The 23,473-nt window shown below is 64.3% G+C and carries 27 protein-coding genes; 10 read left to right on the top strand and 17 right to left on the bottom strand.

Annotation, left to right across the window (positions count from 1 at the left end; all coding sequences use genetic code 11):
- Positions 1–13: 13 nt before the first annotated feature.
- On the bottom strand, positions 14–868 hold the full coding sequence (locus U5A52_RS24380) for an alpha/beta hydrolase (protein ID WP_321910100.1): 855 nt from the start codon (positions 866–868) through the stop codon (positions 14–16).
- Between the two features lie 202 nt (positions 869–1,070).
- Positions 1,071–1,457, bottom strand: coding sequence for an SgcJ/EcaC family oxidoreductase (locus tag U5A52_RS24375; RefSeq protein WP_321910098.1), 387 nt, complete (start codon positions 1,455–1,457; stop codon positions 1,071–1,073).
- 275 nt (positions 1,458–1,732) lie between these two features.
- Between U5A52_RS24375 and U5A52_RS24370 the strand changes: the two genes are divergently transcribed.
- The 3 genes from U5A52_RS24370 to ubiM all read left to right on the top strand — a co-directional run bounded on the left by U5A52_RS24370 (position 1,733) and on the right by ubiM (position 3,863).
- Positions 1,733–1,942, top strand: coding sequence for a hypothetical protein (locus U5A52_RS24370; protein WP_035514678.1), 210 nt, complete (start codon positions 1,733–1,735; stop codon positions 1,940–1,942).
- 269 nt (positions 1,943–2,211) lie between these two features.
- A complete protein-coding gene (locus U5A52_RS24365; protein WP_321936542.1) occupies positions 2,212–2,643 on the top strand; it encodes a hemerythrin domain-containing protein in 432 nt (143 codons plus the stop codon).
- A gap of 23 nt (positions 2,644–2,666) precedes the next feature.
- Positions 2,667–3,863, top strand: coding sequence for a 5-demethoxyubiquinol-8 5-hydroxylase UbiM (gene ubiM / locus U5A52_RS24360; protein ID WP_321936541.1), 1,197 nt, complete (start codon positions 2,667–2,669; stop codon positions 3,861–3,863).
- A gap of 2 nt (positions 3,864–3,865) precedes the next feature.
- Here ubiM and U5A52_RS24355 read toward each other — a convergent pair whose 3' ends face one another.
- The 5 genes from U5A52_RS24355 to U5A52_RS24335 form a co-directional block, all read right to left on the bottom strand.
- Positions 3,866–5,113, bottom strand: a complete 1,248-nt coding sequence (locus U5A52_RS24355) for a glycosyltransferase (RefSeq protein WP_321936540.1) — start codon at positions 5,111–5,113, stop codon at positions 3,866–3,868.
- A 143-nt stretch (positions 5,114–5,256) separates the two neighbouring features.
- A complete protein-coding gene (locus tag U5A52_RS24350; RefSeq protein WP_321936539.1) occupies positions 5,257–5,769 on the bottom strand; it encodes a universal stress protein in 513 nt (170 codons plus the stop codon).
- A gap of 11 nt (positions 5,770–5,780) precedes the next feature.
- A complete protein-coding gene (locus U5A52_RS24345; RefSeq protein WP_321936538.1) occupies positions 5,781–6,329 on the bottom strand; it encodes a glycine zipper domain-containing protein in 549 nt (182 codons plus the stop codon).
- 76 nt (positions 6,330–6,405) lie between these two features.
- On the bottom strand, positions 6,406–6,591 hold the full coding sequence (locus U5A52_RS24340) for a DUF3563 family protein (RefSeq protein WP_321910081.1): 186 nt from the start codon (positions 6,589–6,591) through the stop codon (positions 6,406–6,408).
- Positions 6,592–6,743: 152 nt separating this feature from the next.
- A complete protein-coding gene (locus U5A52_RS24335) occupies positions 6,744–8,090 on the bottom strand; it encodes a HAMP domain-containing sensor histidine kinase (protein WP_321936537.1) in 1,347 nt (448 codons plus the stop codon).
- 230 nt (positions 8,091–8,320) lie between these two features.
- Here U5A52_RS24335 and U5A52_RS24330 point away from each other — a divergent pair, with 230 nt between their 5' ends.
- Positions 8,321–9,034 (top strand): response regulator, encoded by a 714-nt coding sequence (locus U5A52_RS24330; RefSeq protein WP_321910078.1) that lies wholly within the window; start codon positions 8,321–8,323, stop codon positions 9,032–9,034.
- A 147-nt stretch (positions 9,035–9,181) separates the two neighbouring features.
- On the opposite strand, the gene U5A52_RS24325 is transcribed toward U5A52_RS24330, so the two are convergent.
- From U5A52_RS24325 to U5A52_RS24315, 3 genes are all read right to left on the bottom strand, one after another.
- Positions 9,182–9,385: a hypothetical protein gene (locus U5A52_RS24325; protein ID WP_321936536.1), complete on the bottom strand. Its 204-nt coding sequence runs from the start codon at positions 9,383–9,385 to the stop codon at positions 9,182–9,184.
- A 35-nt stretch (positions 9,386–9,420) separates the two neighbouring features.
- Entirely contained in the window at positions 9,421–9,771 is a 351-nt protein-coding gene (locus tag U5A52_RS24320; protein WP_321936535.1) for an HdeA/HdeB family chaperone, read from the bottom strand.
- Positions 9,772–9,850: 79 nt separating this feature from the next.
- Complete coding sequence (locus U5A52_RS24315) at positions 9,851–11,449, bottom strand: AMP-binding protein (RefSeq protein WP_321936534.1); 1,599 nt, start codon at positions 11,447–11,449, stop codon at positions 9,851–9,853.
- A gap of 239 nt (positions 11,450–11,688) precedes the next feature.
- Here U5A52_RS24315 and U5A52_RS24310 point away from each other — a divergent pair, with 239 nt between their 5' ends.
- Positions 11,689–12,354 (top strand): response regulator transcription factor, encoded by a 666-nt coding sequence (locus U5A52_RS24310; RefSeq protein WP_321936533.1) that lies wholly within the window; start codon positions 11,689–11,691, stop codon positions 12,352–12,354.
- A 62-nt stretch (positions 12,355–12,416) separates the two neighbouring features.
- Positions 12,417–13,799, top strand: a complete 1,383-nt coding sequence (locus U5A52_RS24305) for a sensor histidine kinase (protein ID WP_321936532.1) — start codon at positions 12,417–12,419, stop codon at positions 13,797–13,799.
- Positions 13,800–13,848: 49 nt separating this feature from the next.
- Here the strand turns inward: U5A52_RS24305 and U5A52_RS24300 are convergent, their stop codons facing one another.
- The 3 genes from U5A52_RS24300 to U5A52_RS24290 all read right to left on the bottom strand — a co-directional run bounded on the left by U5A52_RS24300 (position 13,849) and on the right by U5A52_RS24290 (position 16,626).
- Positions 13,849–14,856 carry a hypothetical protein gene (locus tag U5A52_RS24300; protein ID WP_321936531.1) on the bottom strand — a complete coding sequence of 336 codons (1,008 nt, stop codon included), beginning with the start codon at positions 14,854–14,856 and terminating at the stop codon, positions 13,849–13,851.
- A gap of 172 nt (positions 14,857–15,028) precedes the next feature.
- Positions 15,029–15,988: an alpha/beta hydrolase gene (locus tag U5A52_RS24295; RefSeq protein WP_321936530.1), complete on the bottom strand. Its 960-nt coding sequence runs from the start codon at positions 15,986–15,988 to the stop codon at positions 15,029–15,031.
- 119 nt (positions 15,989–16,107) lie between these two features.
- The gene (locus U5A52_RS24290; protein WP_321910066.1) at positions 16,108–16,626 is read right to left on the bottom strand and encodes a hypothetical protein; all 519 of its coding nucleotides are present in this window, start codon (positions 16,624–16,626) and stop codon (positions 16,108–16,110) included.
- A 213-nt stretch (positions 16,627–16,839) separates the two neighbouring features.
- On the opposite strand from U5A52_RS24290, the gene U5A52_RS24285 reads away from it, so the two are divergent.
- On the top strand, positions 16,840–17,199 hold the full coding sequence (locus tag U5A52_RS24285; RefSeq protein ID WP_321936529.1) for a hypothetical protein: 360 nt from the start codon (positions 16,840–16,842) through the stop codon (positions 17,197–17,199).
- A gap of 5 nt (positions 17,200–17,204) precedes the next feature.
- On the opposite strand, the gene flhC is transcribed toward U5A52_RS24285, so the two are convergent.
- Positions 17,205–17,915, bottom strand: coding sequence for a flagellar transcriptional regulator FlhC (flhC, locus tag U5A52_RS24280; protein ID WP_321910064.1), 711 nt, complete (start codon positions 17,913–17,915; stop codon positions 17,205–17,207).
- A gap of 49 nt (positions 17,916–17,964) precedes the next feature.
- On the opposite strand from flhC, the gene U5A52_RS24275 reads away from it, so the two are divergent.
- Together U5A52_RS24275 and U5A52_RS24270 are read left to right on the top strand one after the other, a co-directional pair.
- Complete coding sequence (locus U5A52_RS24275) at positions 17,965–18,159, top strand: hypothetical protein (protein ID WP_321910062.1); 195 nt, start codon at positions 17,965–17,967, stop codon at positions 18,157–18,159.
- 184 nt (positions 18,160–18,343) lie between these two features.
- Positions 18,344–19,276 carry a tyrosine-protein phosphatase gene (locus U5A52_RS24270; protein ID WP_321910060.1) on the top strand — a complete coding sequence of 311 codons (933 nt, stop codon included), beginning with the start codon at positions 18,344–18,346 and terminating at the stop codon, positions 19,274–19,276.
- Positions 19,277–19,328: 52 nt separating this feature from the next.
- On the opposite strand, the gene U5A52_RS24265 is transcribed toward U5A52_RS24270, so the two are convergent.
- The 3 genes from U5A52_RS24265 to U5A52_RS24255 form a co-directional block, all read right to left on the bottom strand.
- Positions 19,329–20,642, bottom strand: coding sequence for an ATP-binding protein (locus tag U5A52_RS24265; protein ID WP_321936528.1), 1,314 nt, complete (start codon positions 20,640–20,642; stop codon positions 19,329–19,331).
- A gap of 4 nt (positions 20,643–20,646) precedes the next feature.
- The gene (locus U5A52_RS24260; protein WP_321936527.1) at positions 20,647–21,426 is read right to left on the bottom strand and encodes a response regulator; all 780 of its coding nucleotides are present in this window, start codon (positions 21,424–21,426) and stop codon (positions 20,647–20,649) included.
- 78 nt (positions 21,427–21,504) lie between these two features.
- Positions 21,505–22,428 (bottom strand): hypothetical protein, encoded by a 924-nt coding sequence (locus U5A52_RS24255; RefSeq protein WP_321936526.1) that lies wholly within the window; start codon positions 22,426–22,428, stop codon positions 21,505–21,507.
- A gap of 441 nt (positions 22,429–22,869) precedes the next feature.
- On the opposite strand from U5A52_RS24255, the gene U5A52_RS24250 reads away from it, so the two are divergent.
- Entirely contained in the window at positions 22,870–23,469 is a 600-nt protein-coding gene (locus U5A52_RS24250) for a hypothetical protein (RefSeq protein WP_321910055.1), read from the top strand.
- Positions 23,470–23,473 lie beyond the last annotated feature (4 nt).

Here is a 23,473-nt window from a genome sequence, read left to right as displayed (position 1 = left end):
CGCGAGGCGGGTCTCAACCCTGCGTGATGAAGGTATGCACGTGAGTGTTGAAGAGGTCGGGGTGCGTGCCGTTCATGCCGTGCGTGGCGCCCTTGATCGTCACGCGCCGCGCGAACGCGATCCACTCTTCGAGCGCTTCGACGTTGTTGCGGAACATGAGCGGGCTGCGCTGGCCGTCGATGAGCAGCGTGCGGCACTTGATCTCGCCGGCGGCGCGCGGTGCATAGGGCGGCAGCGGGTCCTGCAACTGCTTGGGCAGGGTCGTGGCGTTGGCGATGGCCATCTGGCGAAACGCCGCCGAACCCTTCTTCCAGGCGCCCGGCACGCTCACGGAGTCGACGAACAACTCGAGCCCCGCTTCGACGTCGCCGGCATGGATGAGGTCGGCTGCGCGCGTGCGCAGCGCGTTGGTGGCGGGCGGCAGCGCGGCGTCGTCGTTGTCCACGCGCGAGAGCGGGCCGCCCGGGTCGGCCAGCACCAGCGTGCGCACGAGCCGCGGATAGCGGCGCGCGAGATGCCACGCCACGCAGCCGCCGCGCGAGTGACCCACGAGGTGCACCGATTCGAGGCCGAGCGCGGTGATGAAATCGGCCAGCTCGGTGACGTGGCTCTCCCAGCCGAAGTCGCCCTGGATGCAGGCGTCAGCAGCGGGCCAGTAGTGGCTCAGGCTCGGCGCGATGCAGCGGAAATGCTCGGAGAGGCCATTGAGCTGCGGCATCCAGTAACGGTAATCACAGAGCGATCCGTGGACGAACAGCAGCGGCTCGCCTTCGCCGCGCTCGAGAAACGGCAGGGCAATGCCCGAGTGCAACGTGGCGTACGACAGGTCGGGCGCAGCTAGTAGGGAGGGATCGATGCGTTGGTTCAAGGAGGGGCTCCGAGCGTATGAGCGTCACTTTGCCGCAAGCGCACGATTAAGGGAAACTCAATAAACTGAAGGAATCGATAAGGTTTTCTGATTGAAAAAAGGGGCGCAACGCTGCGAGGCTTGTCGGGCGGGATTCTTTTCTTTCAGTGATGAAAGCAAGTGCGTGTGCGCAAGACCGGCGACCTGGCGCGCTCAAGCGGATTTATGGCTTCGGCGCCACAAGATTGGCGTCGCGCGCGAGCAGCCAGCGCCCGCTCGCATCCTTGCGCACGAGCGTGAGCGTGTAGCCCGCACGCCGCATCGGCTCGGTTGCACCCGGCGGCGTGATGGAAATGTCGATGCGATTGCGCAGAAAAGCCCAGTCCCCCATCACCTGCAGCTCCACGATCTCCGCCGTGCCCTCTATGCGCATGGCTGGCTGCGCCTCGGAGGCCGCAGCGAACCCGGCTTTGCCGAACGGCTCCTGGCCGGGCACCGTGAACACCACGTCGTCGGTCATCAGGCTTAGCACTTTGGCTGTGTCGCCCGCGCGGCTGGCGTCCATCCAGGTCTGCACGAGCTCGCGAATGGCGCGTTCGTCATCGGTCATAGTCGCGTCTCCCATGTCGTTCAGTTCGACGATTCCGGCACGCGCGCCTTAAAACGCGCTGCGATAAGCGAACATTGCTGTCCCGGCGTTTGCGATGGCGGCATTTGCGGTTGCCACGCGTCGAATCATAACCAGGGTAATTCTCGAATAAAGCGCCGCGCATCAGGGTTCTCACGTCCACGTAATTCCGTATTGCGTCGCAGCACGGAGGTTTTTAGACTGATTCGTATCCAGGCAATCGTCCGAGACGATATTCCCACTACGGGAGGCTTCACATGAATATTTTTCAATCGCCGAGCCAACCATCGAGTCCGAGGCTGCACGTATTCGAACAGGAAGGCGGCTGGCACTGGGGTATCACCATCGAGCGTTCGGCAGGCGGCGGGTTCAAGGTCATCGCTTATAGCGAGAAGACGTTCCGCGCCGAAAACGAAGCACAATCCGACGGCGACCGCGCCCTCGTCAATCTCGCTGAACTGGTTTGAGCCGCGCGCCGCGCGGCTTCATGTTTTTACGCCTGCGGCACTTCTTCTCGCATCCTTCGATATTTGCGGTCCGCGCAATCCGCGCTGAGCCGGAAACGACATCCCCTTCGTCTGACCGCTTCCATGCGGGCACGCCGCGTCCATCCGCCTCAGCGACCGATCGTGCGACATTTGCCAAAAATCAGCGCGCCATCCCCTGTGCCCCGGTATCGTGAGAATTTGCCCGCGAGGGCATTTCAGAGCGCTGCTGAACGCCGCCACCTTCCTCTATGACCTCACACGCGTCGCGCCCTTCGCCAACGCTTACGCCCGATCTGCAACTGGGCGAACCCATGACCGATACGATGCATGCCGAGTTCGTCGTGCTGCTCGACGCGCTCGCGCACGCGAGCGACGAAACATGGCTCGGCGCGTTCGACGCGTGGGTCGCCCATACGAAGCAGCATTTCGCGCAGGAAGAAGCGTGGATGCAGGAAATGCACTTCGGTCCGCGCCATTGCCATGCGGGCCAGCATCGGCACGTGCTGAACGTGGCCGGCGAAATACGCAGGCAAGTTGCCGACGAGGGGCGCTTCGAAACGGGCCGGCAACTGGTGGGTGAACTGCGCGAATGGTTCGCGTGGCATGTGAAGTCGATGGACGCGCTCATGGTCGAAGGGTTGCGCGAACGCGGCATCGCAAAGATTGATCAGGTCGTTTGAGTCAGTTTCAATTCGTTCGATTCATGCAAGCAGATATCGTTATTGTGGGCGCCGGGCCGGTGGGGCTATGTCTTGCGCGCGCGTTCAGGGGTTCTGGCCTCAAGATCGTCATGGTCGAGCAGCAGTGTCTCGCCGACATCAGCGAGCCGCAGTTCGACGGGCGCGAGATCGCGCTGACGCAGAAATCGGTGCGCTTGATGCGCAAGCTCGGGCTTTGGGATCGCATTGAAGCGCACGCGCGTGCTCCGCTGTGCAGCGCCAAGGTGTTCAATGGTCCCTCGCCGGGGGCGCTCGAGATCGGGCACGAACTGAGCGGGCACACGGAGCTGGGCTGGCTGGTCTCCAATCACCTGATTCGCAAGGCTGCCTATGAGGCGCTGCGCCAAAGCACGGCAGAGCACGGCGACGTGACGCTGCTCGCGGCGCAAAAGGTCAGCGGCGTGAAAGCCGGCGAGGATCTGGCGAGCGTGACATTGGAGAGCGGCGAGACGCTCTCGGCGAAGTTGATCGTCGCCGCGGACAGCCGCTTTTCGGCCACGCGCAAGATGATGGGCATTGCCGCCAACATGCACGATTTCGGCAAGGCCATGCTGGTTTGCCGCATGACGCATGAGGCGCCGCACGAGCACGCGGCGTGGGAATGGTTCGGGTACGAGCAAACGCTCGCGTTGCTTCCCATGAATGCGCAGCGTTCGACGAACGCGCATCAGTCGTCGGTCGTGCTCACGCTGCCGGTGGGCCTGGTCAATGAGATCGCAGCGCTCGAGCCCGACGAATTCGCGCGGCATATCGAGCAACGTTTCATGCGCAGGCTAGGCGCGATGAAGCTGGCGAGCACGCGGCATGTCTATCCGCTCGTGGCCGTCTATCCGGAGCGTTTTGTCGGGACACGCTTCGCGGTCGTGGGGGACGCCGCGGTCGGCATGCATCCAGTGACCGCGCATGGTTTCAATTTCGGTCTGCTCGGCGTGGAAACCTTAGGTAACCGAATTATCGAGGCGAAAAATAGCGGCTTCGACATCGGTGCCTTACAGGTCTTGCAACGCTACGAAACGCAGCATCGCCGCGCGACCCGGCCGCTCTATCTCGCGACCCGCTTCATCACTGATGTCTATACGAACAACACCGCGCCCGCAAAACTGGCGCGCGACTTCATGCTGCGCGCCGCTTCCCGGCTCATGCCGTTCAGGAAGGCGATTGCGGCCTCGCTGACCGGCTAGCTTCAGGCTCCCTCGCGCACGTCGACGGCAACGATGCGCTCGAGGGTCGCTACCGCATTCTCCACGCCGTTTTCCGCACGCATCGTTTTGCCTAATGCGCGGGCACGGCTTCGCACCGTTTCGCTGGCGGCAAAGTCGAGCGCGCTCGCGAACGCTTTGGCGCTGGGCTTGCGCCCATCGACGGCCACCGGTGCGACGCCCGCCTCGCGCAGGCGCTGCGCCCAGAAGAACTGGTCGCCCGCGAACGGCGTCACGATGGAAGGCACGCCCGCACGCGTTGCGGAGTGCGAAGTGCCGGAGCCGCCGTGATGAATGACGGCAGCGGTGCGCGGGAACAGCCAGTCGTGCGGCGTGTCGCCGACAACGAAGAAGTTTTCGGGCAGCGCGTTGGGATCGATGCCGTTCCAGCCCGGGTAGAAGAGTGCGCGCCGGCCCTGCATGGCTTCGATCAGCGCGGCCAGCAAGCGCGCAGTGTCGAAACCCGTCATGCTGCCAAAGCCGATATAGACGGGCGCTTCGCCCGCAGCGAGGAAGTGCGCCAACGCGGGCGGCGGCGTCCAGGCCGGGCTCGGCGCCAGCCACTGCCCGCAAAGATGCGCGTTGGCGGGCCAGTCGGCGGGCGCGGCGAGCAGGCTTGGCGAGATGCCATAAACCATCGGGTGGTCCTTCCAGACCGCCTTGCGCGGCGGCAGGCCGAACATCGCGCGCGCGACGTTGGTCTGGTCGCGGAACGCCTTCCAGAGCATGCCGTTCACCAGGCCGTGGCTCGCACGGTTGAACACGCGCGGCACCCATCTGGGCGGCAAGAACGCCGAGGGAAAGGCCGCCGTGGGCGTGAGCGGGATCATGCCTGCGCCGATGCCTTTCGCGCCCAGATATTCCGCCGCGGAAAGCCCCACGAACGCGGCCAGGCCCGCAACCAGAATGGCGTCGCAACCCTCGCCGGCCTCGACGAGGGTGCGCATCCACGACTGCGCGTTTTCGTTGGCGATTTTCGCGAGCGCGCGTGCGGTCTCGTTGAAGCCGCCGCCTTTCTCGACGACACCGGCGATGGCGTGGTCCGGGCGCAGCATGCCGCGAATGTCGCCGGCGAGCGCGGTGGCCGGCACGCCGAGTGCGTGGGCGCTGCCCAGCGTGGCCGCATCGGCGAGCAGGTGCGCGTCGTGCCCGGCGTCCATCAAGCCACGGCACAGCGCGGCGAACGGGCGCGCATCGCCTTCGGTGCCATAGGTCGCGACTAGTAGCTTCATGAGGCCTTTTTCCGTGCTTGCGGCGCTGCGTTCGTTGTGCGTTCCGGACGGCTTGTGCGGGATGTGCACTGCGTGCCGTTACCTGCAGCGTTTCGCAACGGCAGGCGTAGTGTCGCCAAACCGGTTCGCCCCTGCAACCTCGTTCAGCGAACCCATCCTGATTGTGGGTGTTTATGGCTGTGCCGGAGCGAGCGATGAACAGCGGGCGCGGAGCGTGATGTGACGACGATCTGTACGGGTGTGCTCGTTTGGCGCTGCACGGTCGCAGCGACATCCTCATTCATGAAGCGCCACCAACCCGATTTGCGAATTCCCAGAAGAACGCGCTCGGCACCGGCTGCGTCGCAAACCGCGGCGATCTGGCGGCCGATGGTCGAACCGGACATCGGTGATGTCACCATGCGCGCTTGCGCACCGTGTCGATTGCATTCGAGTATCCGCATCGCGCGGGCCAGCGTCTCGCGGCCGCCTTCTTCCATTGCGCCCGCGATCAGGCCGTAGTCCAGGTGGTCGCCCATCCCCTTGAAGCAGGGCGTCAAATCGACGATATGCACGGCGACAATATGCGCATCGCAATTTCTGGCTGTGTCGAGCGCCGCCGCGAGGAACGCATCGGATGAATTCTGACTGATTGCAACGACGATGGTCTTGGACATTGTGAGGGCCCTCAGTACGCCCAGTAGGTGAAGGAGCGCGGGTAGCCATAGACAACCGGCGCCGGCGCCAGCATGGGGGGCGGCGCATACATGGGCGCAGTTGCGTAGACGGTCGGCTGCGAAATGCTATTTCCCTTGGACGCCATGCATTGCGAGTAAGCCGCGTCGTAACTGGCCTGCAAGCTCGCGGAACTCGCCTGGGTGTTATTGGCGCCGACGGCGCTCCCAAGCAGCAAACCCGCGCCGGCGCCAATCGCTGCGCCAACACCGGCATTGCCCGCCGCGGCGCCTAACAGCGCTCCCGCCGCCGCGCCGCCTGCGGTGCCGATCGCTGTACTACCCAGCGCGTCGTGGCTCGCCGAGGGCTGGGCTGCGCCGTCCGTGCGGAAGGCGTAATTCCTGCATACATAGTCCTCCTGCTGGAATTCGCCCAGCGGCTTGCCCTTTGGCGGCAATGCGACCACGGTTGGGCCCGTTGGCGGAATGACGGCGCACCCGCCCAGTCCGAGGGCGACGATGCAGGCGGATAAGACGAGGCAGGCGGTTCGTGAGGGTTTCATGATGGAAGTGTCCAGTCAGTGCACGGATAGCATGCTGACGCGCGAAAGTTAGACGTGAGTTATGACTCGTCGCGCGTCAATGCCGCCAGTCGATTTGCTCATCGACGTAGTAAGGCGCGAACGGATTGTGGTGCGCATCGAAATACCGGTTGCGGCGCTCGAGTTCTGCAAGATCAGTGGACGAGGCGAGGTAAGCCTCGCGTTGTCGAGCTTCCACAGCGGCGAAGTGCGCTTCGAGTTTGCTGACGAGTTTGGCGAACATGATGCTTCTCCTTGAACAGGGACGGCGAGCCGTCGATGAGAAGCATCATCGCGAAGCAGAATGAGTCGTGAGTTAGCAGGAGCCAAACCGAAGACCCGATGCGAGGCGTCCCGGCCCATCGGCCCGCTGCGCAAGCTCGGCGCGCCAGGACGTCAGGGCGCCTCGGCGCAGTGCGCGCCATCCTTGGCGAGAAGCGGCATTTCCACGATGGCTCGCAGCCCCGTCACGCCGTCATGGCGATTCTCGAGGGTCACGCGACCGCCGTAGCGTGTCACGATCGCGAGTACGATCGCGAGCCCGAGACCGCTGCCCTCGACGCCATGGTTCACGCGAAAGAACCGGTCGAATACACGCGGAAGCGCCGCTTCGGGAATGCCGGGTCCCGTGTCGGCAATTTCGATGCGTGCCTGCCCATTCGCGGCGAGCACGCGCAAATCGACGGAGCCGCCGTCGGGCGTGTAGCGCAGCGCGTTGCCGATCAGGTTCTTGACCACGGCGCGCAGGTCCGACTCGGTTGCGCAGATGCGCGCCGGCGTCAATTCGCTCGCGCCGATATCGATCCGCTTCTGGTTGGCGATGGGCAGCAGCTCGGAGACGACTGAAGCAACGACTTGCGTCACGTCGATCGAAGCGCTCGGCGCAGACGTCATCTGCGCATCCGCGCGCGCCAGCTGCAACAGCTGGGCGACGAGTGTGCTCGTGCGTTCGATTCCCCGACGCAGTGCCTGGAAGCGCTCGCGGTTTTGCGGAGCAATGTCGCCTTGCAGATTGTCGGCCTGCAATTTCAGCGCGGTGAGCGGGGTACGCAACTCATGTGCGGCATCGGAAATGAAATCGCGTTCGAGCCGCATCGATCCGTCGAGCCGCTCGATCATGCGGTTGATCGAGCTGACGAACGGACGAAGCTCGATGGGCAGGCCTTCGTCCGGCAGGGCCTCGAGACTCGTCGAATCGATTGCCTGGGCGCGGCGTCCGAGCCGGTCGAGTACCCGGAATGCACGGCGCACGCAAAGGTACACCGCGATCCACACGGCCGGAATCAGCACGTAAACAGGCGTCAGCGCGCGTGCGGCGCTGTCTTGTGCCATGCGCACGCGCACCGACATGCGTTGGCCGACCTGTATCACCTCGTTATAGGTGACGAGCGTATACACGCGCCACGCTTCGTTGGCGGCGTATTGCTCCGAGAAGCCCGTGGGCGAATTGCGGTCGAACTCGACGGCGCTGTCGGTGGTGCGGGTGGGCGAGGACTTGTGTTCAGCAGTCCAAACGACGACGACGATGTCGTCGGCGTTGCTGGAGCCAGGGGAGCGGCGCGGAATGGCGGCCTCGTACACGTCGCGTATGCGACCCGCGACGTTCGAGAGCCGATCGTCGAGCAGGGCATTCACGCCGACGAGAGCGAGCCGGTAGGAGGTCACGCCTTGCACGATTCCGAAGACGGAGAGCAGCAGGCCCAGCGAGACGATCAGCTGGGTGCTGAGAGATCTGGCTTTCATGAGCATGACGGTTCGTCCCGCGTTAGCCAGCGGCGCAGTGCGGCCCGCCGCCGCGCCGGCAATGCTGGCGCGTGCGCCAACGATATCAGATTATGGGGACGATACGCCGCCGCGAAGCGCGCGGTTTGATGCTATCGGGCGCTTGCCTTTGCCCGCGTCGCCGGATCACAATCGCGCGTGCGCGGGCGAACGCCCGCCTTGGCGCGGCCCATTCATGCGGATGATTGATCATGCGAATCCTCATCGTTGAAGACGACATCGATATCGGCCAAAGCTTGATGCGTGCGTTGAAGGACGCCGGCTACAGCGTGGACTGGATCCGGGACGGCGCGCAGGCGAGGGAGGCGGTGGTGGGCAACGCGTATTCGATCGTGTTGCTGGACCTGGGTCTGCCGGGCTCCGATGGGATCGACGTTCTCGCTGCCGCGCGAGGGCGCGGTTGCACGACGCCGGTGCTCATCGTGACGGCTCGCGACGACATCGAGACCCGTATTCGCGGTCTAGACATCGGTGCCGACGATTACTTGCTCAAGCCCTTCAACACTTCCGAGCTGCTGGCGCGCATTCGCGCCGTGATACGCCGGCACGCGGGCGCAGCGGTTTCTGTGCTCGGCGACGAAACGTTGAGTCTGAATCTGGATAAGCATGAACTCTGCTACAGGGGGCAGCGCGACGTACTGTCCGCGCGCGAGTTTGCGCTCATGGCGGCGCTGCTCGAGCGCCCCGGCATGATCCTCTCGCGCGCCCAGCTGGAGGACCGGCTGTATGGCTGGGGCGAAGAAGTGGAGAGCAATGCTGTGGCGGTGCTCATTCACGGCGTGCGCAAGAAGTTCGGCCATGACGTGATACGCAATATTCGGGGGTTCGGTTGGACCATCGACCTGGCCGCCCGCGACGAGCAAGCGGGCACGCCCTCAGCAGACGGGAGCGAGGCGCGCGAATGACAGCGTTCGCGCTTGAGTGCCGGCTACGGCTTGATCGGAACGCGTAATACTTCGTTAATCTAAATGTTTGAAATCGTTCGCGTTGGAAAACTCGCGTTCGATCGCGCTGCCGACGGAAAAAATCCGGGATCGAACGCGATTACGCAGTTACGCATTGCGGTTCACAACGAAGCTGGAATGCGGCGCGTCCGAGGCGGGTCGGTGATGGAACTGGCGCTTGCGCAACGTTCTCTGTGAATGGAAGGCGTCGGGGCATTCGGCCTTCAGTTGGAGAATGGTCGCGTCGATACAGTTGATACCAAGCTTCGAGGCCTGGATCAGGGCGCTTTTCTGGTCTGCGTTGAGCTTCATGACGGCTCCTGCGAAAACGGGTGTGCGGCAGACGCTTAGCTATGCTGGAACAGCGCGAGGCGGCCGCCCTTGTAGAGGTCGTGCACCTTGTTTGCAAGCGGGGCGTGCGGCGCCTTCTGGCATTCGCCGACAACGGCGGCCACCGGCGTCGCGACATCCACGACCGTCGTCACGGTCTCGCTCACGCCGAGCTTGTCGACGCCCGAAACCCAGTAGACGAGTGCTGGCTTGTAGGCGTCGTCCACGGCGAGGAAGTCGGAGCAGGTCATCTTTGCGGGTGAAACGGCAGTGACGGGTTTTGCGGTGTCCGCAAGCGCGAGCGGGGAAGCGCAGAGACCGGCAACAAGGGCGGCACTGAGCGATGCAGCAGAGATAAGGTTTTTCATGGCAGTTCTCCAAAGGTGAGGAAAGTAGGCAACGTATCCTTGCGGGTGCGTCGATGATTGTCATCGTACGGGCCGAAAGTTAGCCCAGAGTGATGGAGCAAGAAGGCTGGAGCCGAACGACGGCGTGGCAGAGCGCTTCCGAGGCGTGCGACGGCGCCGCCCGCATGATCGCCATGCGGTCCACCTTCCCCTGTTCGGTCTGCGCAATGGCGCGGCTTTGCGTGAGGCGGACCTGACTCGCAACCGTTTCGCCGAAGGCCGCATCGAGCGCGCGCAGGCATCGCGCCACGTCTACTCGACGCCCGGCCCATGGCTCGACGACGGCACGCCACAGGTCGTCGCTGAACGCGTCACTGCTGGCAAAGGCGGTCGCAAAGCGCACGTCGGGCAAGCGGCAGAGGACATCTTCGATATCGACGGGAGCGATCGTGCGGCCGGCGATTCGCCTGATGTCTTGCGCGCGCCCGAGTACGTGGAGGTTGCCTGCTTTGTCGATGAAACCCATATCACCCGTGAGGCACCATCCGTTGCGGAATTTCAGGGCCGCTTCTTCAGGCTGATTCCAGTAGCCTTTTGCAACCGCCGCTGAGCGCACCTCGATCTTCCCCGGCTCGCCAGGCGCCGCGAGCGTGCCATCAGTACGCCGAAATTGCACATCGACGCCGGCGCGCACGCGCCCCGCGCAGTCGAGCAGCGCCGGCTTCGAAGCCGATTCGTGAGGCGCCAGCGCGCTGACGATCCCCGCCTCGCTCGCGCCGTAAAAATGCGTGAGCACGGGGCCGAACCGTTCGATTGCGCGGCGGCGAAGCACGGCCGGCGCCGATCCGCCCACATGCGCGATCGAGCGCAGCGAAGACAGGTCGCGAAAGGGGACGTCGCGATGATCCATCGTTTCGAACAACTGAGGTTCGACGAGCAGGAGATCGGTGATGCGTTCGACTTCGATCGCGGCAAGGGTGGCGGCAGGGTTGTAGCGGCGCTCGAGGACGACCGTGCCGCCCGCGGCCAGCGTGGTATCGACGAGCACCTGTGACAGGTAGGCGAGCGGACCGTTGACGAGCTGGCGCCGTTGTTCATCGCGCGGCGCATTCACGAGCGCCGACCAGGCTGCGAACGAACGGCAGCTGCATTTGGGCACGCCCGTCGTGCCGCCCGAGGAAACGATCACCGCGAGTTCGTCTGGCGTGTTGCGTCCCTGCAGTGGCCTGTCGGGCTGCGCATTGGCGAGCACGTCCAGACGCGTCGCCGCGTTGCCGAAGCCGACCTGCATCACGCGAAGCGGCGTCGTGCCGGGCGTGTCGGGTAAAAGGCGGGCGGTCTCCGGAAAGACCACCAGCAGCGCGGGCGCCATTCGCGCAAGCAGGGCCGCGCGCCGGTCGGCATCCGCGAGCGCGGGCAGGTAGATCGCTGCTGCGCCGATCAGGTTGGCGGCGTAACGGATGGCGATCGCCTCGGGCCGGTTGGGCGCGAAGAGCGCGACGAGCGAGCCTCGGTCGACGCCGAGCGCCTCGAGCGCCCGTGCGTAGCGGTAAATGGCGCTGCGCAGCGCGCGGCCCGTCACGTTCGTTCCTTCGTAGCGGATAACCGGCTGGTCGGCCCGCGATTCGAATTCGTCGAGCAGGCAATCGACATAGGGCCGGTACGTCCCTGTCGCTCTCGTGGTCGTGTCTTGATTCATGGCGTCACCTTGCTTCATCGCGTTGTCCCGGAACATCGCCGCCTCGCGCGGCGATCCCCGAGGTAATTGAATGGGGCTGTCGTGGAGAAGCAGAGTGATCGCGCAAAGTTAGTGGCGAGTGAGCGCATACGCGCCAGGCGGCGTTCGCGTTGCTAACTTTGCGCTAAGCATGCGGGTCTACCATGCGCTGCGTATCAGCAAACTGCCGGCTAACGGCGGCGACCCGTGGAGGTCGACTCATGCGTATCCTCATTGTCGAAGACGACATCGATATCGGCCAAAGCCTCATGCGCGCATTGAAGGACGCCGGCTACAGCGTGGACTGGCTGCGCGACGGCGGGAGCGCGAGGCGCGCCGTGTTCGATCACGCTTACGCGGTGGTGCTGCTCGACCTCGGGTTGCCCGGCGCCGACGGCATCGATGTGCTCACCACCATGCGTGCGAAGGGCTGCGCAGCACCTGTGCTGATCATTACGGCGCGCGACGACATCGACACACGCATTCGCAGCCTCGATCTCGGCGCCAACGACTATCTGCTCAAGCCGTTCGACACGTCGGAACTCAAGGCCCGCATTCGCGCTGTTTTGCGCAGGCGCGCGGGCGCGAGCGTTCCCGTGCTCGGCAACGCAACGCTGGGGCTCGATCTCGACCGGCGCGAGCTGACGTTTCGCGGCCGCCGCGAAATGCTGCCCGCGAGGGAGTTCGCGCTGATGGTGGCGCTGCTCGAACGGCCAGGTGCGATCCTGTCGCGCGCGCAACTCGAAGATCGCCTCTACGGCTGGGGAGAGGAAGTCGAAAGCAACGCCGTAGCGGTGCTCATTTATTCGATCAGAAAGAAGTTCGGGTACGGGGTCATTCGCAATCTGCGTGGCTTCGGCTGGACCGTCGATCTTCACGATGCATGACCGGACAACCATGGCTTTTGCCGTTGATGCAGCCAATGGATCGGGTCGTAGAGGAATCCAGAATGAAATCCAAAGCCAGATCGCTTGGCACGCAACTCGTGCTTTCGCTTGGGATCGTGCTTTCGATCTTCACCATCACGCAGGCAATCAGCTCATACGATCTCGCGCGCGTTGGCGTGAACGCCGTGCTCGACAGCCGCTTGTCGAATGTCGCGCAGCGTGTGCGCGACATGTTCGAGGACGCCATTCCGCGCCATTCAGCAGGCTCGTTGAACGCGGACGACATCGTGGTGCTGGTCTGGGAGCCCGGCCTCGAGCGGCCGGCCCGAACGACCGACAGCGCGGTCATTTTCGATCGCGACGCCGCACCCGGCTTTTCCGATCAGTTTGTCAATCGCGAGGCGTGGCGAGTCTATACCCTGGTCGCGCCCGACAATGACGTGGTCCAGGTCGCGCAACGCATATCGGTGCGCCAGCGCATGGCCGAAGCGAGTGCCTTTAGAGGGTTGCTGCCGGTGTTCATCCTGATTCCGGCCGTATGGCTCGCCGTTTATGTGTGCGTGCGCCGGTCGTTCAGGGTGCTCAAGCGGCTCGGCCAGCAGGCGCGCGCGATCGACTCTGCGCATCTCGTGCCGTTGTCGGCCCGAGGCCTGCCCGTCGAACTGATACCGTTCGTGTGTTCGATCAACCGCATGATCCGGCGTCTCGACGCTTCGATGAAACTCGAACGCGACTTTATCGCCGACGCCGCGCATGAGTTGCGCACGCCGCTCACGGCGCTCAAGCTCCAGGCCGACAACCTGGAAGGCGATATTGCGCCTTCCAGCGAGGAGCGGTTTCGGGCGCTGCGCCAGACCATCGATCGCACGAGCCAGCTTGTCGCGCAGTTGCTGCAACTTGCACGCGCGGACTCGCAGGTCGTCGAGACCGCAACGGACGAGCCCGAGGTGACGCACGTGGTGACCTCGGTCGTTGCCGACCTGTTGCCAATCGCGCGGGCCAAAGGCATCGATATCGGTGCCGGGAAATTGTCGGCGGCGAAGGTGCGGATTCCGGAGTCCGATCTGCGCGCGCTCGTGAAGAATCTTGTAGACAATGCACTGCGCTATACGCCTGAATGGGGTTCCGTCAATTTGCGCGTCTTCGCCGTACACGGGCGCGCGCACATTGAGGTGACCGATACAGGGCCCGGCATTCCCGATGCCTTGCTCACGCGCGTATTCGACCGCTTTTTCCGCTGCAATCACGGCGTCGAGGGCAGCGGGCTTGGCCTTGCGATCGTGCGGGCCATCGTGCAGCGGCACGGCGGCACGATATCGCTGCACAACCGTCGAGATGGACAGAACGGCTTGCGCGCCGTGGTGACGTTTGCGCTCGCGGGGTGCGAGACGCCGGGACAGATCCGTGGCGGCCCGTGCGTGACCGCTTTTAGCGGGCACGTCTAGGTAGGATGCCTTAACAAAATCGATCGGCGGGAAGGTTCGGCGCAAAGAATCAGTGATGCCAGAAAAGGGAATCCTGGCGCGAACGGGTGTCGGCCGCCTGCGCATACTGGCTTTCCCATGGCAAGGTCCAGCCACTGCGCTTGCCGCCGCCCGGCCGGCGCTCGGCGCTGGCAAGCGCGAGCAGGCGCTTCGCCTCGCGGCTCGATGCGTCGACATTCACCGCATGTCCCGCGTCTTGCCGCACACAAGCCCATTGGCGCTCTTGCGCGCATTGCCGTGCCTCACCGATCAACGCGTCGCGCTGGTGCTCGCGCGCGACGAGGTCGGCTTGCATCTGCTGTGCGTCGCGGTTGCCGGGTTCGACGGCGAGCGCGCTCGTGAGCGCCCTGCGCGCGGGCCAAAGGTTGTTTCTGTCGAGACTCGCGTGTGCGCTGGCCAGATCTTTCGCGACTCCGGGGTGCGCACTTGCATAACGTGGCGCGGCGGGCGCGCGCTCGACCGCAGGCGCATTTTGCTGTACGAGGTTGCGCTGAGCTGCGTTCGCTCGCGGCAGGACGGCTGGCGGCCGGCTGATCAGCGCGGCTGGCGAGCCCGATGTGCCTGGCCTGCCAGGCGTGCCCTTCGGGCCGCTCACGGACCCCACGACCACCTGTGCGCCGAGTTTCGGCTCCCACTCGCTGCGATGCAGGAACGCATAACCGCCGAACGCGATCGCAAGCGCGCCGAAGCCTGCCCATGCATAGCGCGGCAGCCGCGAGCGCTCGGCAATGTGTGCCTCGTCGATCGATGGATATGCGCCGTCGTAGCCCCCGTCGTAGCCCCGATTGCCGCCAAGTCCGCCCGGGAGTCCCCCCAGGTTCGCGCGCAGACGCCCGGCGACCCCATGCGCACGTTCGCGTTCATCCAGCGCGCCCTCGCTCGCGGCTGCGATGCGGGCGGCCGCAGCCAGTTGATTCGCTCCGCATTGGGGGCACAGCGCTAGCGGTGCAATGAATCTCGTCCCACAGTAGGGGCACTCCGACGGACCGGGATCGTCGCGACCAGGGGCATTGAACATGGGAGCAGTGCGCTTTCGCTTCGATTGACGAATGGCCGCAAAATCGCCGCAAAATCGGTGCCTGATTTGCGCACCGATTCGAATATGGGCCAGTTCGCCGCGAAGATCAATCGGCGGATTCCGCCAGTCTGGCGGATACGGACAGGCATGGCGCCAGCACGCCGCGCCTGCCTTATTGCTTCACGCAGCCGACGATCGTGGCGATTGCAACGGCATCCAGCGTCAAGCCGATGTGCCCCGCGCGAGGCACGAGCGTAACCGGCACGTGGGCTCCGGCTTCCTCGAACGCCGCTGCGTACTCGCGGGCGAGAAAAACCTCGTCTTCGGCGCCGGCCAGCACATGCAGGGGTTGCCGCACGCCGCGTATGTCCGTGCGGTAGTTGGCGTGCGGGCGGAAATTCTGCATCAAATTGAACGAATACTGCGGTGTGAGCTGCTCGCGTACCTCGGGCGCCAGCGCATAGGCGATCGTCGGCAGATGATTGAAGGCGCGAATGCGCAGGCCGTTCAGCAAGGCGAGCACGGCGACACGCGGCAAGCCGACTGACACCCAGCCGCCGACCTCGTTGCGCGTGGTGCGCGCCTTGTGATGCAGGAAGGGCGCGAGCAGCACGTAACGATCGAACAGACGTTGACGCGTGCTGCCCGCAAAGCGCAGCGCAAAGCCGCCGCCCGCCGAGAAACCGACCAGCGTTTTCGGCAGCGCGCGCAACTCGCCCGGCAGCGCGGCGAGCAGATCCTCGAGATCGTCTTCGAGCTGGCCGATGTAGTCGATCGTGCCCTTGCGGCCCGATTCGCCATGGCCGCGGACGTCGGGCACGCAAGCCGCGTAGCCCGCGGCGGCGAACTGGCGCGCGAGCGGGTGGAGGCTCGCGCTGCTTGCCGACGATCCGTGGATGAGCACGACGCAGCCTTGCGGCGAGCCGGCAGGAGGCAGGTACGCGCGCCAGGCAAGTGACGCACCGTCTCGCGCGCTAAAACGGCGCAATGCGGGAAGGTCGGAGAAGTCGACTTCCTTGAACGGCGCGTTGATCGACTCGAGTGGCGCGGGCTGCTTCGGGCCGCCTTTCACGAGCGCAACGGCGGCAGCGGCGATAGCGGCGATCGGAACGGCTGAAGCGCTGAGAGACACGGGTGGATCTCGTGTACGCGACGGGTTGATTGTCTTGCCGGCGGTGATGATAGCCGACTTGCCGCCCGTGTCCTCTGTTATCCGAAACATGATGCGCGCCGGGTTGACACGCCGAGCGCTCAGATGAACAGGGAAATGATGCCGCCCAGCGTAATGCCTGCTGCGATCCAGCGTCCAATCGTATAGGTGTGGTTCGGGTCGGCGGGCACGTCGGGACGCTCGAGTCCTAGCGCGCCATAAACGAGCGATTTCATCGGTTGCGCGTTGGTCGGCGTAGACCCCCCGTCGCTCGTGTCGGCCGTGTCGCCGGTATCGCTGGTATCGGCCATATCGCTGACATCGGCCGCGTCCGTCGCGTCTGTCGCATCGGCCGATTCGGTCGCATCGGCCGCGTCTGTTGCATCCGTCGCTTCGCTCGCGGCAAGGTCGCTGTCCGCGCTATCGTCCGTCGATGCGGCGGCATAGCCCTGCGGCGAAATCCGCACGGCGTCGTCCTGCGATGGGGACGATGCAACGTTCGTCGAACCGTTGTTCGACTGCGTGCCGTCCTGTTCTGCCTGGTCTGAAGCCGCGCCCGCACGGAGTGTGTTCGTGTTGGCGCTGCTGCTGGCGAACTGTGTCGCCGCCCCGATTTGCATGGTCGACTCCTTTCGACTTTCTTATGTCTACATAATCGCAGGTCCGGGCGCTGAAACGCTCCACGAATAACGCAGAAAAATTCGCGATATTCCGCGGCCAATTCCTTTGCGCCGCCTGCGACAATATCGGTATCCGTAACGTCGTGCGCGTAGGCTCGCGCGACGACCGCGGGACCCCCTACCCGCAAAAAGAAGTACGCCTCGACGCCGCATGTGGATGAAGTCTTTGCGCCTCACAAGTCCCGTAACGTTCGTGAAGAGACGAGCGTGAAGCGCCCGTCACGCCGCGAGGTTTTCGAGGCGCTTTATCGCACGCATTATCTGCAAGCTCACACGCGGCTGCCCGATGCGCTGGAGCGCGATCAAAACGACGATTACGTGCAAAGCGGGGCGCAGATCGCCTGGGAGATCTGGCAGGCGGCACATTCACACGCCATCGAGCTGGCGGCGCAGCAATGTGAACGTCTACAGCATCAGCACGACCATCAGGATTACAAAGCAATCTGCCGGATTTGTGCATGCGATATTCGCGCTCTGCAAGCGGATGCAGAGCGCGATGAAGATATGACGTGAGTCGCCTAGGCAGGCACTGAAGGGACGAGGCGCAGGCGGTTCGCGGAACGCTTTGGATCGAGGGCGCGCGTGACTTCGGCGAGCGTGTCGCGCATGGTTTCGCGCATGGTGCCCGAGAGTTCGCCCAGTGCCGCTGCGGCGCGTCCTCGCGTGGAGGAGGCGGGGGGCGCGGCGTCAGCTTCCGGACTGCGGGTCGCACGTGCTGCGCGCGTCATGCCGGCGCGCGCGGGCGGTACGCAAATGCAGCATGCTGTGGGCTTGTGTGCGTCGCGCACGTGGCGCACGAACCGGCCGGAGCAGACGGTGCAGTTCGACAGCGTGAGCAGGCCGCCATCGAAAAAGCGCAGCAGTGTCCACGCCCGCGTGAAGCTCAGCACGCGTTCGGTCTCCGCGCTCTCGCAGTGTTCGAGATAGAGACGATACGCACGCGTGAGTGCATCGAGCCGGCTGCATTTCGCTCTGTCGGTAAGGAACAGATAGATGTTGTAGAACAGCGACGCGTGAATGTTCGGCAGCCACGTGAAATACCAGTCCGCCGAAAACGGCAGCATACCCTTGGGCGGCGAGGCGTTCTTGAGTTCCCGATAAAGCCTGATCAAACGATTGCGCGACAGTGTCAGCTCTTTTTCGAGCACAGGCATGCGTGCACCCAGCTGGATCAGCTCGATTGCACGCAGGACTTCGCGCGCTTCCTCGGTCACACTGCCTTTGTACATGACGTGGTACTCCCAGGGGCAGCCGGTGACGGCCACGATGGCCAGGCGAATGCCTGAATTTACGGGCGATTATAAAAGCGCGACAAAGAGCGTCAAGAATAATATTTGGAAAGGAGTTGAAGGAACTATAAAGAAAATGCGTCGTGGAGCCGATATTCAGGCATGGCTTGAAGCGGGAATTAAACGCCCTTTACCACCATCATTACCTGTTGTGTGTAAATGGAAAGGTCCGGTAAGAATATAAATAAAAACCGGTGAAAATATCGGTGCGCAATGCACTGAAAATCGGGAAGAATTATTACGGCGTTTTGCGCTTTTACCCTTTCAGGCTTATCTGCCGGTAAACTGCGCCCTTTCCGAACGCATGCGACGCGCGACGTTGCAGCGGCCCGCACGAAGCGCGGGTACCCTACAAAAGCTGCCGACTGATGATTTTGCCTTTCTCCGCCTACACCTCTTCGTTCGCGCAGGCGCGTAAGCGTTTGCCTGTGGCCGCGACCGGCAACTTCAACCGGAGCGACCGCGCCACGCTCGCCAACCCGCCGCGCCGCGCGCTGCTCAAGGGCACGGTGAGCCTGCTGGCGCTGAGCGGTTGCGCCAGCACGTTGCTGAGTGCGTGTGGCGGCGAATACACGGGAGGCGACGGCGCGCAGGATGCGCCGACGCCCGTCATCGGTGCGGTGGCGAACTTCCGCGATCTGGGCGGCGCTGCACCCGGCTATTCGACGAGCGACGGCGCGCATGTGCGCCGCGCCTTGATTTACCGCTCCGACGCGCTCACACCGAATGCAGCCGACGCCGCTACGCTGGAGCGCATGGCGCTTTCCAACGTCTACGATCTGCGCACGCCGGCGGAAATCGACGCGGCGCCCGACATGACGCCGAGCACGGCCACTTACCTTGCGCTCAATGTGCTGGGTACGCTCGAGCCGCCGTCGTTTGCGGGCATGCAGGCCGGCGATCTCGACGCGGCGATGCAATCGCATTGGCGCACGCTCGTGACCGGCCGCATGCAATCTTCGATTTACGGCGCGCTGCTCGAACATATCGCCGATGCACCGGGGCCGCTGCTGATCACGGGTGGGACCGGCGTGGACGTGGTGGGTTGGGCGTGCGCGCTGTTGCTGCTGATCGCAAACGTGCCGCTCGAAATCATCGTGAAGGATTTCATGCTGAGCGCCGCGTGGCGCTCGACGGGCGTAGACTCGGTCAATGTGGCGCCGCCCGTGCAGGCCAGCTATTTGCAGGCCGCGTTCGACGCGGTGCAGGGAAGCTACGGGGACCTCAACCGCTATCTCACCGTGGGGCTCGGCATTGCGTCCGAAACGGTGGATCGTCTGCGCGGCCGGCTCGTGGTCTGAGCGGCGCGCGCTGCGTAGCGCCGCTGAGCGAGCAGCTCACCGAGTCGCGAACTTACGCAGCGGCCCTTGCATCGGCCGGTAGCCCGATACGCACGCGCAGCCCGCCTTCGGGATGATTGGACAACTCGCAGCGTCCCCCTTGATTGCGCGTGAGGCGCGTCACGATGGCAAGGCCGAGCCCGCAATGGCCTTCGCCGCCGCGCGCTTCGTCAAGGCGTACGAACGGTTTGAGCGCGGCGGCCACGCGTTCGGGGGGGATGCCCGGGCCATGATCGCGCACTTCGACGATCCACTGCGCGCCTTCGCGGCGCGTGGCGATTTCCACGGGCGGCACGCCATGTTCGAGCGCGTTGTCGACGAGATTCGACACGAGCCGGTCGAGCAGCGTGCGCGGTAGCCGGAACGCCGAGCCTGCGCGCAGATCGAGCCTGAAGAGCGCCTCGTCGTCATCGCCGTCATCGGAGAAGAACTGCTCGCGCAGCAGCGCGTCGACTTCCACCTCGGGCCCCGACTCGGGCCGCTGCCGTGCGAATTCCAGAAACTGCTGAACGATATCGTTGAGCGAATCGACTTCGCGTATGAGTTGCTCGCGCTCGCGCTCCGAGCCCATCATGCTCGCGCGCAGCTTCAGGCGCGTGAGCGGCGACTTGAGATCGTGCGCGACGCCCGCGAGCATGACGGCCTGATCGTCGTCGGCTTCGTTGAGCTGCTTCATCATGCCGTTGAACGAGCCGATGAGTTCGCGCAATTCCCGCGGCCCGTGTTGTTTGACCGGCGCGGGACGATGGCCGGTGCCGAACGCGCGCGCGGCCTGGGCCACGAGCGAAAGCGGCCGCTGCATTTGCCACATGGCGAGCAATGCGAGGAGCAGCGAGATGGCAAGCATCGAACCGAACAGCGGCAGCAGATTGCGCGCCGGCGGCAGATCGACAGGCGCGACGATCCACGTGGGCTGGCCCGCGAAGCGCACCCACAGGGCTTCGCGGTGGCGCAGGTCGGCAAGGATCTCGGTGCCGGGCGGCAGATCGCGCAGGAGTTGCTTGCGCAAGTCGGCGAGCGGCTCGCGCTTCGGAACTTCGAGCCGCACGTCGGCGGGCATGTTCCAGGTGGGCACGAGATGCACGCGCAGGGCAGGCGCGAGGTCCATTTCATTGGGAGGCGCGCTCGTTGCCGCGCCCGTCGCCATACCGGGCGCCGCGCTTGTCGCAGCATGCAGCATGAGCAGCAGGCCGCGCTCGAAGCCTTCCACTTCGTGGCGGCGCGGCTGTGGCGCGAACACGATGAACCAGCATGCCTGAATGGCGAACAGCAGGAGCGCGGACATCAGCGCCATGCGCCCGAACAGCGTATTCAACGGATTGTTCATGCAATTACGCGTTCGTGCTATGGCCGCTGTCGTCTGCGGTGGAATTCGCAGTGGGGGCTTCGGTGTCGCCTTCGATGCCGACCCCGCTCTGCGGCACGAACACATAACCCTTGCCGCGCAGCGTCTGCACGTAACGCGGCTGTGCGGGATTGTCTTCGATCACGCGGCGCAAGCGCCACACCGGCACGTCGAGACTGCGCTCGTTAAATTCCATGCCGTCTGCGTGCAGCAGATCGTGAATCAGTACGCGCGAAAGCACGCGATAGGGATGTTCCGTGAAAATCTTCAGGAGCACGAACTCACTGCTGCGCAACGGCACGCGCTTGCCGTCGCGTTCGAGCGTGCGCGCCATGAAATCGAGCTCGAAAGCGCCGAAGCGGTAACGTTCGCGCGCCGCGGGTGCGCCTGCGGGCCTGTTGCCGCGCCTGCGCAGCACGGTCTGGATACGCAGCAGCAATTCCTGGGGATCGAAGGGCTTCGCGACATAGTCGTCGGCGCCCAGCGTAAGGCCGGCAATGCGGTCGCCCACCGCGCTACGCGCGGAGGCGAAGATCACCGGAATATCGTCGCCTTGCGCGCGCAGGGCGGCGAGGGCGCGCAGGCCGTCGGTGCGAGGCATCATGACGTCGAGTACGACGACCGATGGCCGCTCGCGCTCCAGCCGCGCGCCGAGATGCGTGCCGTCGTGAAGAACCGAGGCTTCGAAACCGTTGGCTCGAAGAAAGCCGGAGAGGAGATCGCGCACGACCGGATCGTCGTCGACGATGAGAACGTGTGGACTCATCGTCGTATTTTATTTGATATCGACAACCGGCAGAACAGCGCGCGACCGCAGATTTCTTGCCGCAGCTTACATGGCTTCTTACTTCAGGGCGACGGTGCCTTGCTCAATGGACGTTTGCGTAGCGTGCGCGTGCTCCGTCGATGCAACGGTGGCGCAGTTGAGCGCGCCCGCGTTCTGCTGTGCGCTTGCCTGTTCCGCGGGCTTTGCTGCGGCGTCGTTGGCCGCGGGATTCGCGGGCTGCACGGGCGGTGCGTCGATCGACGCCATGCCGGCCGCCTTAGCGAATGCCGAGTTCGCGCCGGCCATTTTCGCGGTCGCCGCCGAGACGTCACCGGCCGGTGCGGCTTCCTTGGGGGGCAGGCGATGAGCGTGCGCTTGCGCGAGCTTCGTCTGGCGTGCGTCGGCGGCTACGCCGCTCGGCATTTTTTGCAGATGAAGCGGCGCGTTGGCGTCGGCCGACGCGACCTTTGCGCCCGCCTTCTTCACGCTTTTCGCGTTGTCCGCAGCGGGGGCGGCCGCTGCGTTTTCGTCCTTCGGCGCGGGCGGGATGCCGTGCATTTCGAGCACGGCGTCCTGTGCCGAAGGGGCGAGGTGCTGGTCCACGACGCCTTCCTTCACGCGCTGGACGGACGCCTGCTTGCCATGCTTGAGATCGCCTTCGAGTTCGGCGATACGGCGGTCGTACCAGTCCGTCACGCACGCCTTGTCCTTGCAGTTGTGCTGGCGCCATTGCCACTGGCTCACGCGGTCGGCTTCGAGCGCGGTCGTATCGGTGGTCGCGTCGAATGCGCTGCGATAGAGCGCGGCCAGTTTGTCGTCGAGCGCGGAGAGTGTCGGATCGTTGCACACGAGGCGCTCGGACGCCGAAGCGTTGCGCGGGCAGTGAAAACTTGCAGCGTGCGCGAACGGCGAGCCAGCGAGCGACGCGAACAGCGCGATCGCAGCAGCGTTCAGGCCGCGCTTGAAGAAGGGGGCGCGACGGATTTTCGGTTCTCGATTCATGGCAGCCATGATGATGTTGAAATAGGGGAAAGACGGTAGCAGCGTGTGGCTCGTGCGGCGTCGCAAAGACGCGAGGCGCCGCAGTGAGAACCGCAGTGGGAACTGCAGTGAGAAAGATAGCGCGGCGATGAATCTGCAATGTCTTACTCAGCGGGGAGAATGCAGAAGCGCTTACTAAACATTACATGTACCGCCGCGCGCGGTAATCGCCAATGGGCGATGACGGCCTGTAGCGCGCACCCGTGCATTGAAAAGGCGTGCAATGCGGGTGTTCAGGTCCTTACCGTGCGGGAGGATTTTGAAGAAGTGGAAAGTGGCATTCAACATTGACCGATGTCCCGGCCATCGCGCGCGTCGCTTAGCAACGATCATGCGTGCTGAGTCCTGCCGGGGGCACGTCATGGTCCGCGCAGCCCATCAACGCATCGGGTATCCGCTCCCATGCCACATGAAATCGTGTCATATGTCAGCCGTGCGAGCGCACGCACGGTGAAACTCGGCGCCGCGTGTGCCGCGGCGCTCGCGCTCAACGGCTGCGCATGGACGCTCATTACCGCGGCCGATGCGACTGGCTCCGTGATTCAGGCGGGTTACGCGGTCGCGTCGAATTACTCCTCGCCTAAATTCGTGACGGGCCGGCCGGTCAATCTCAGCTCGATCTGTATCGAGAACAATCCCATGGTCACGTCGGGAGACTTCGTGCCTTCGCTGCAGCTCGTGCTCTCGCAGCGCGGCGTGACTTCGGACGTGTACGGCGCCGGAACGGAGCCGGTGAGCTGCGAAGGACGTCTCGTGTATAACGCATCGATCGAATTTGGCAAACCGACGTTCAGCGACGAAAGCCGGGCCTATCTTTCGACGATCAATCTGACGATCTTCATGCACAACCACATTGCCGTTACGGGGCGTTACGAAGTGCGCGGCCTCGGCACCGACCGTTATTCGAGTGCGGCGGTAAAGCTCAAGGGGCTGGTGGACAGCATGGTGGTCGACCAGACGCAATTGAGCAATTCATTCCAGTCCGCTTCACGCGACCAGTAAATCT

This window comes from Paraburkholderia sp. J8-2, assembly GCF_905220195.1.
Lineage (GTDB): Bacteria > Pseudomonadota > Gammaproteobacteria > Burkholderiales > Burkholderiaceae > Paraburkholderia.
This window is presented reverse-complemented; position numbering and strand designations above follow the sequence as displayed.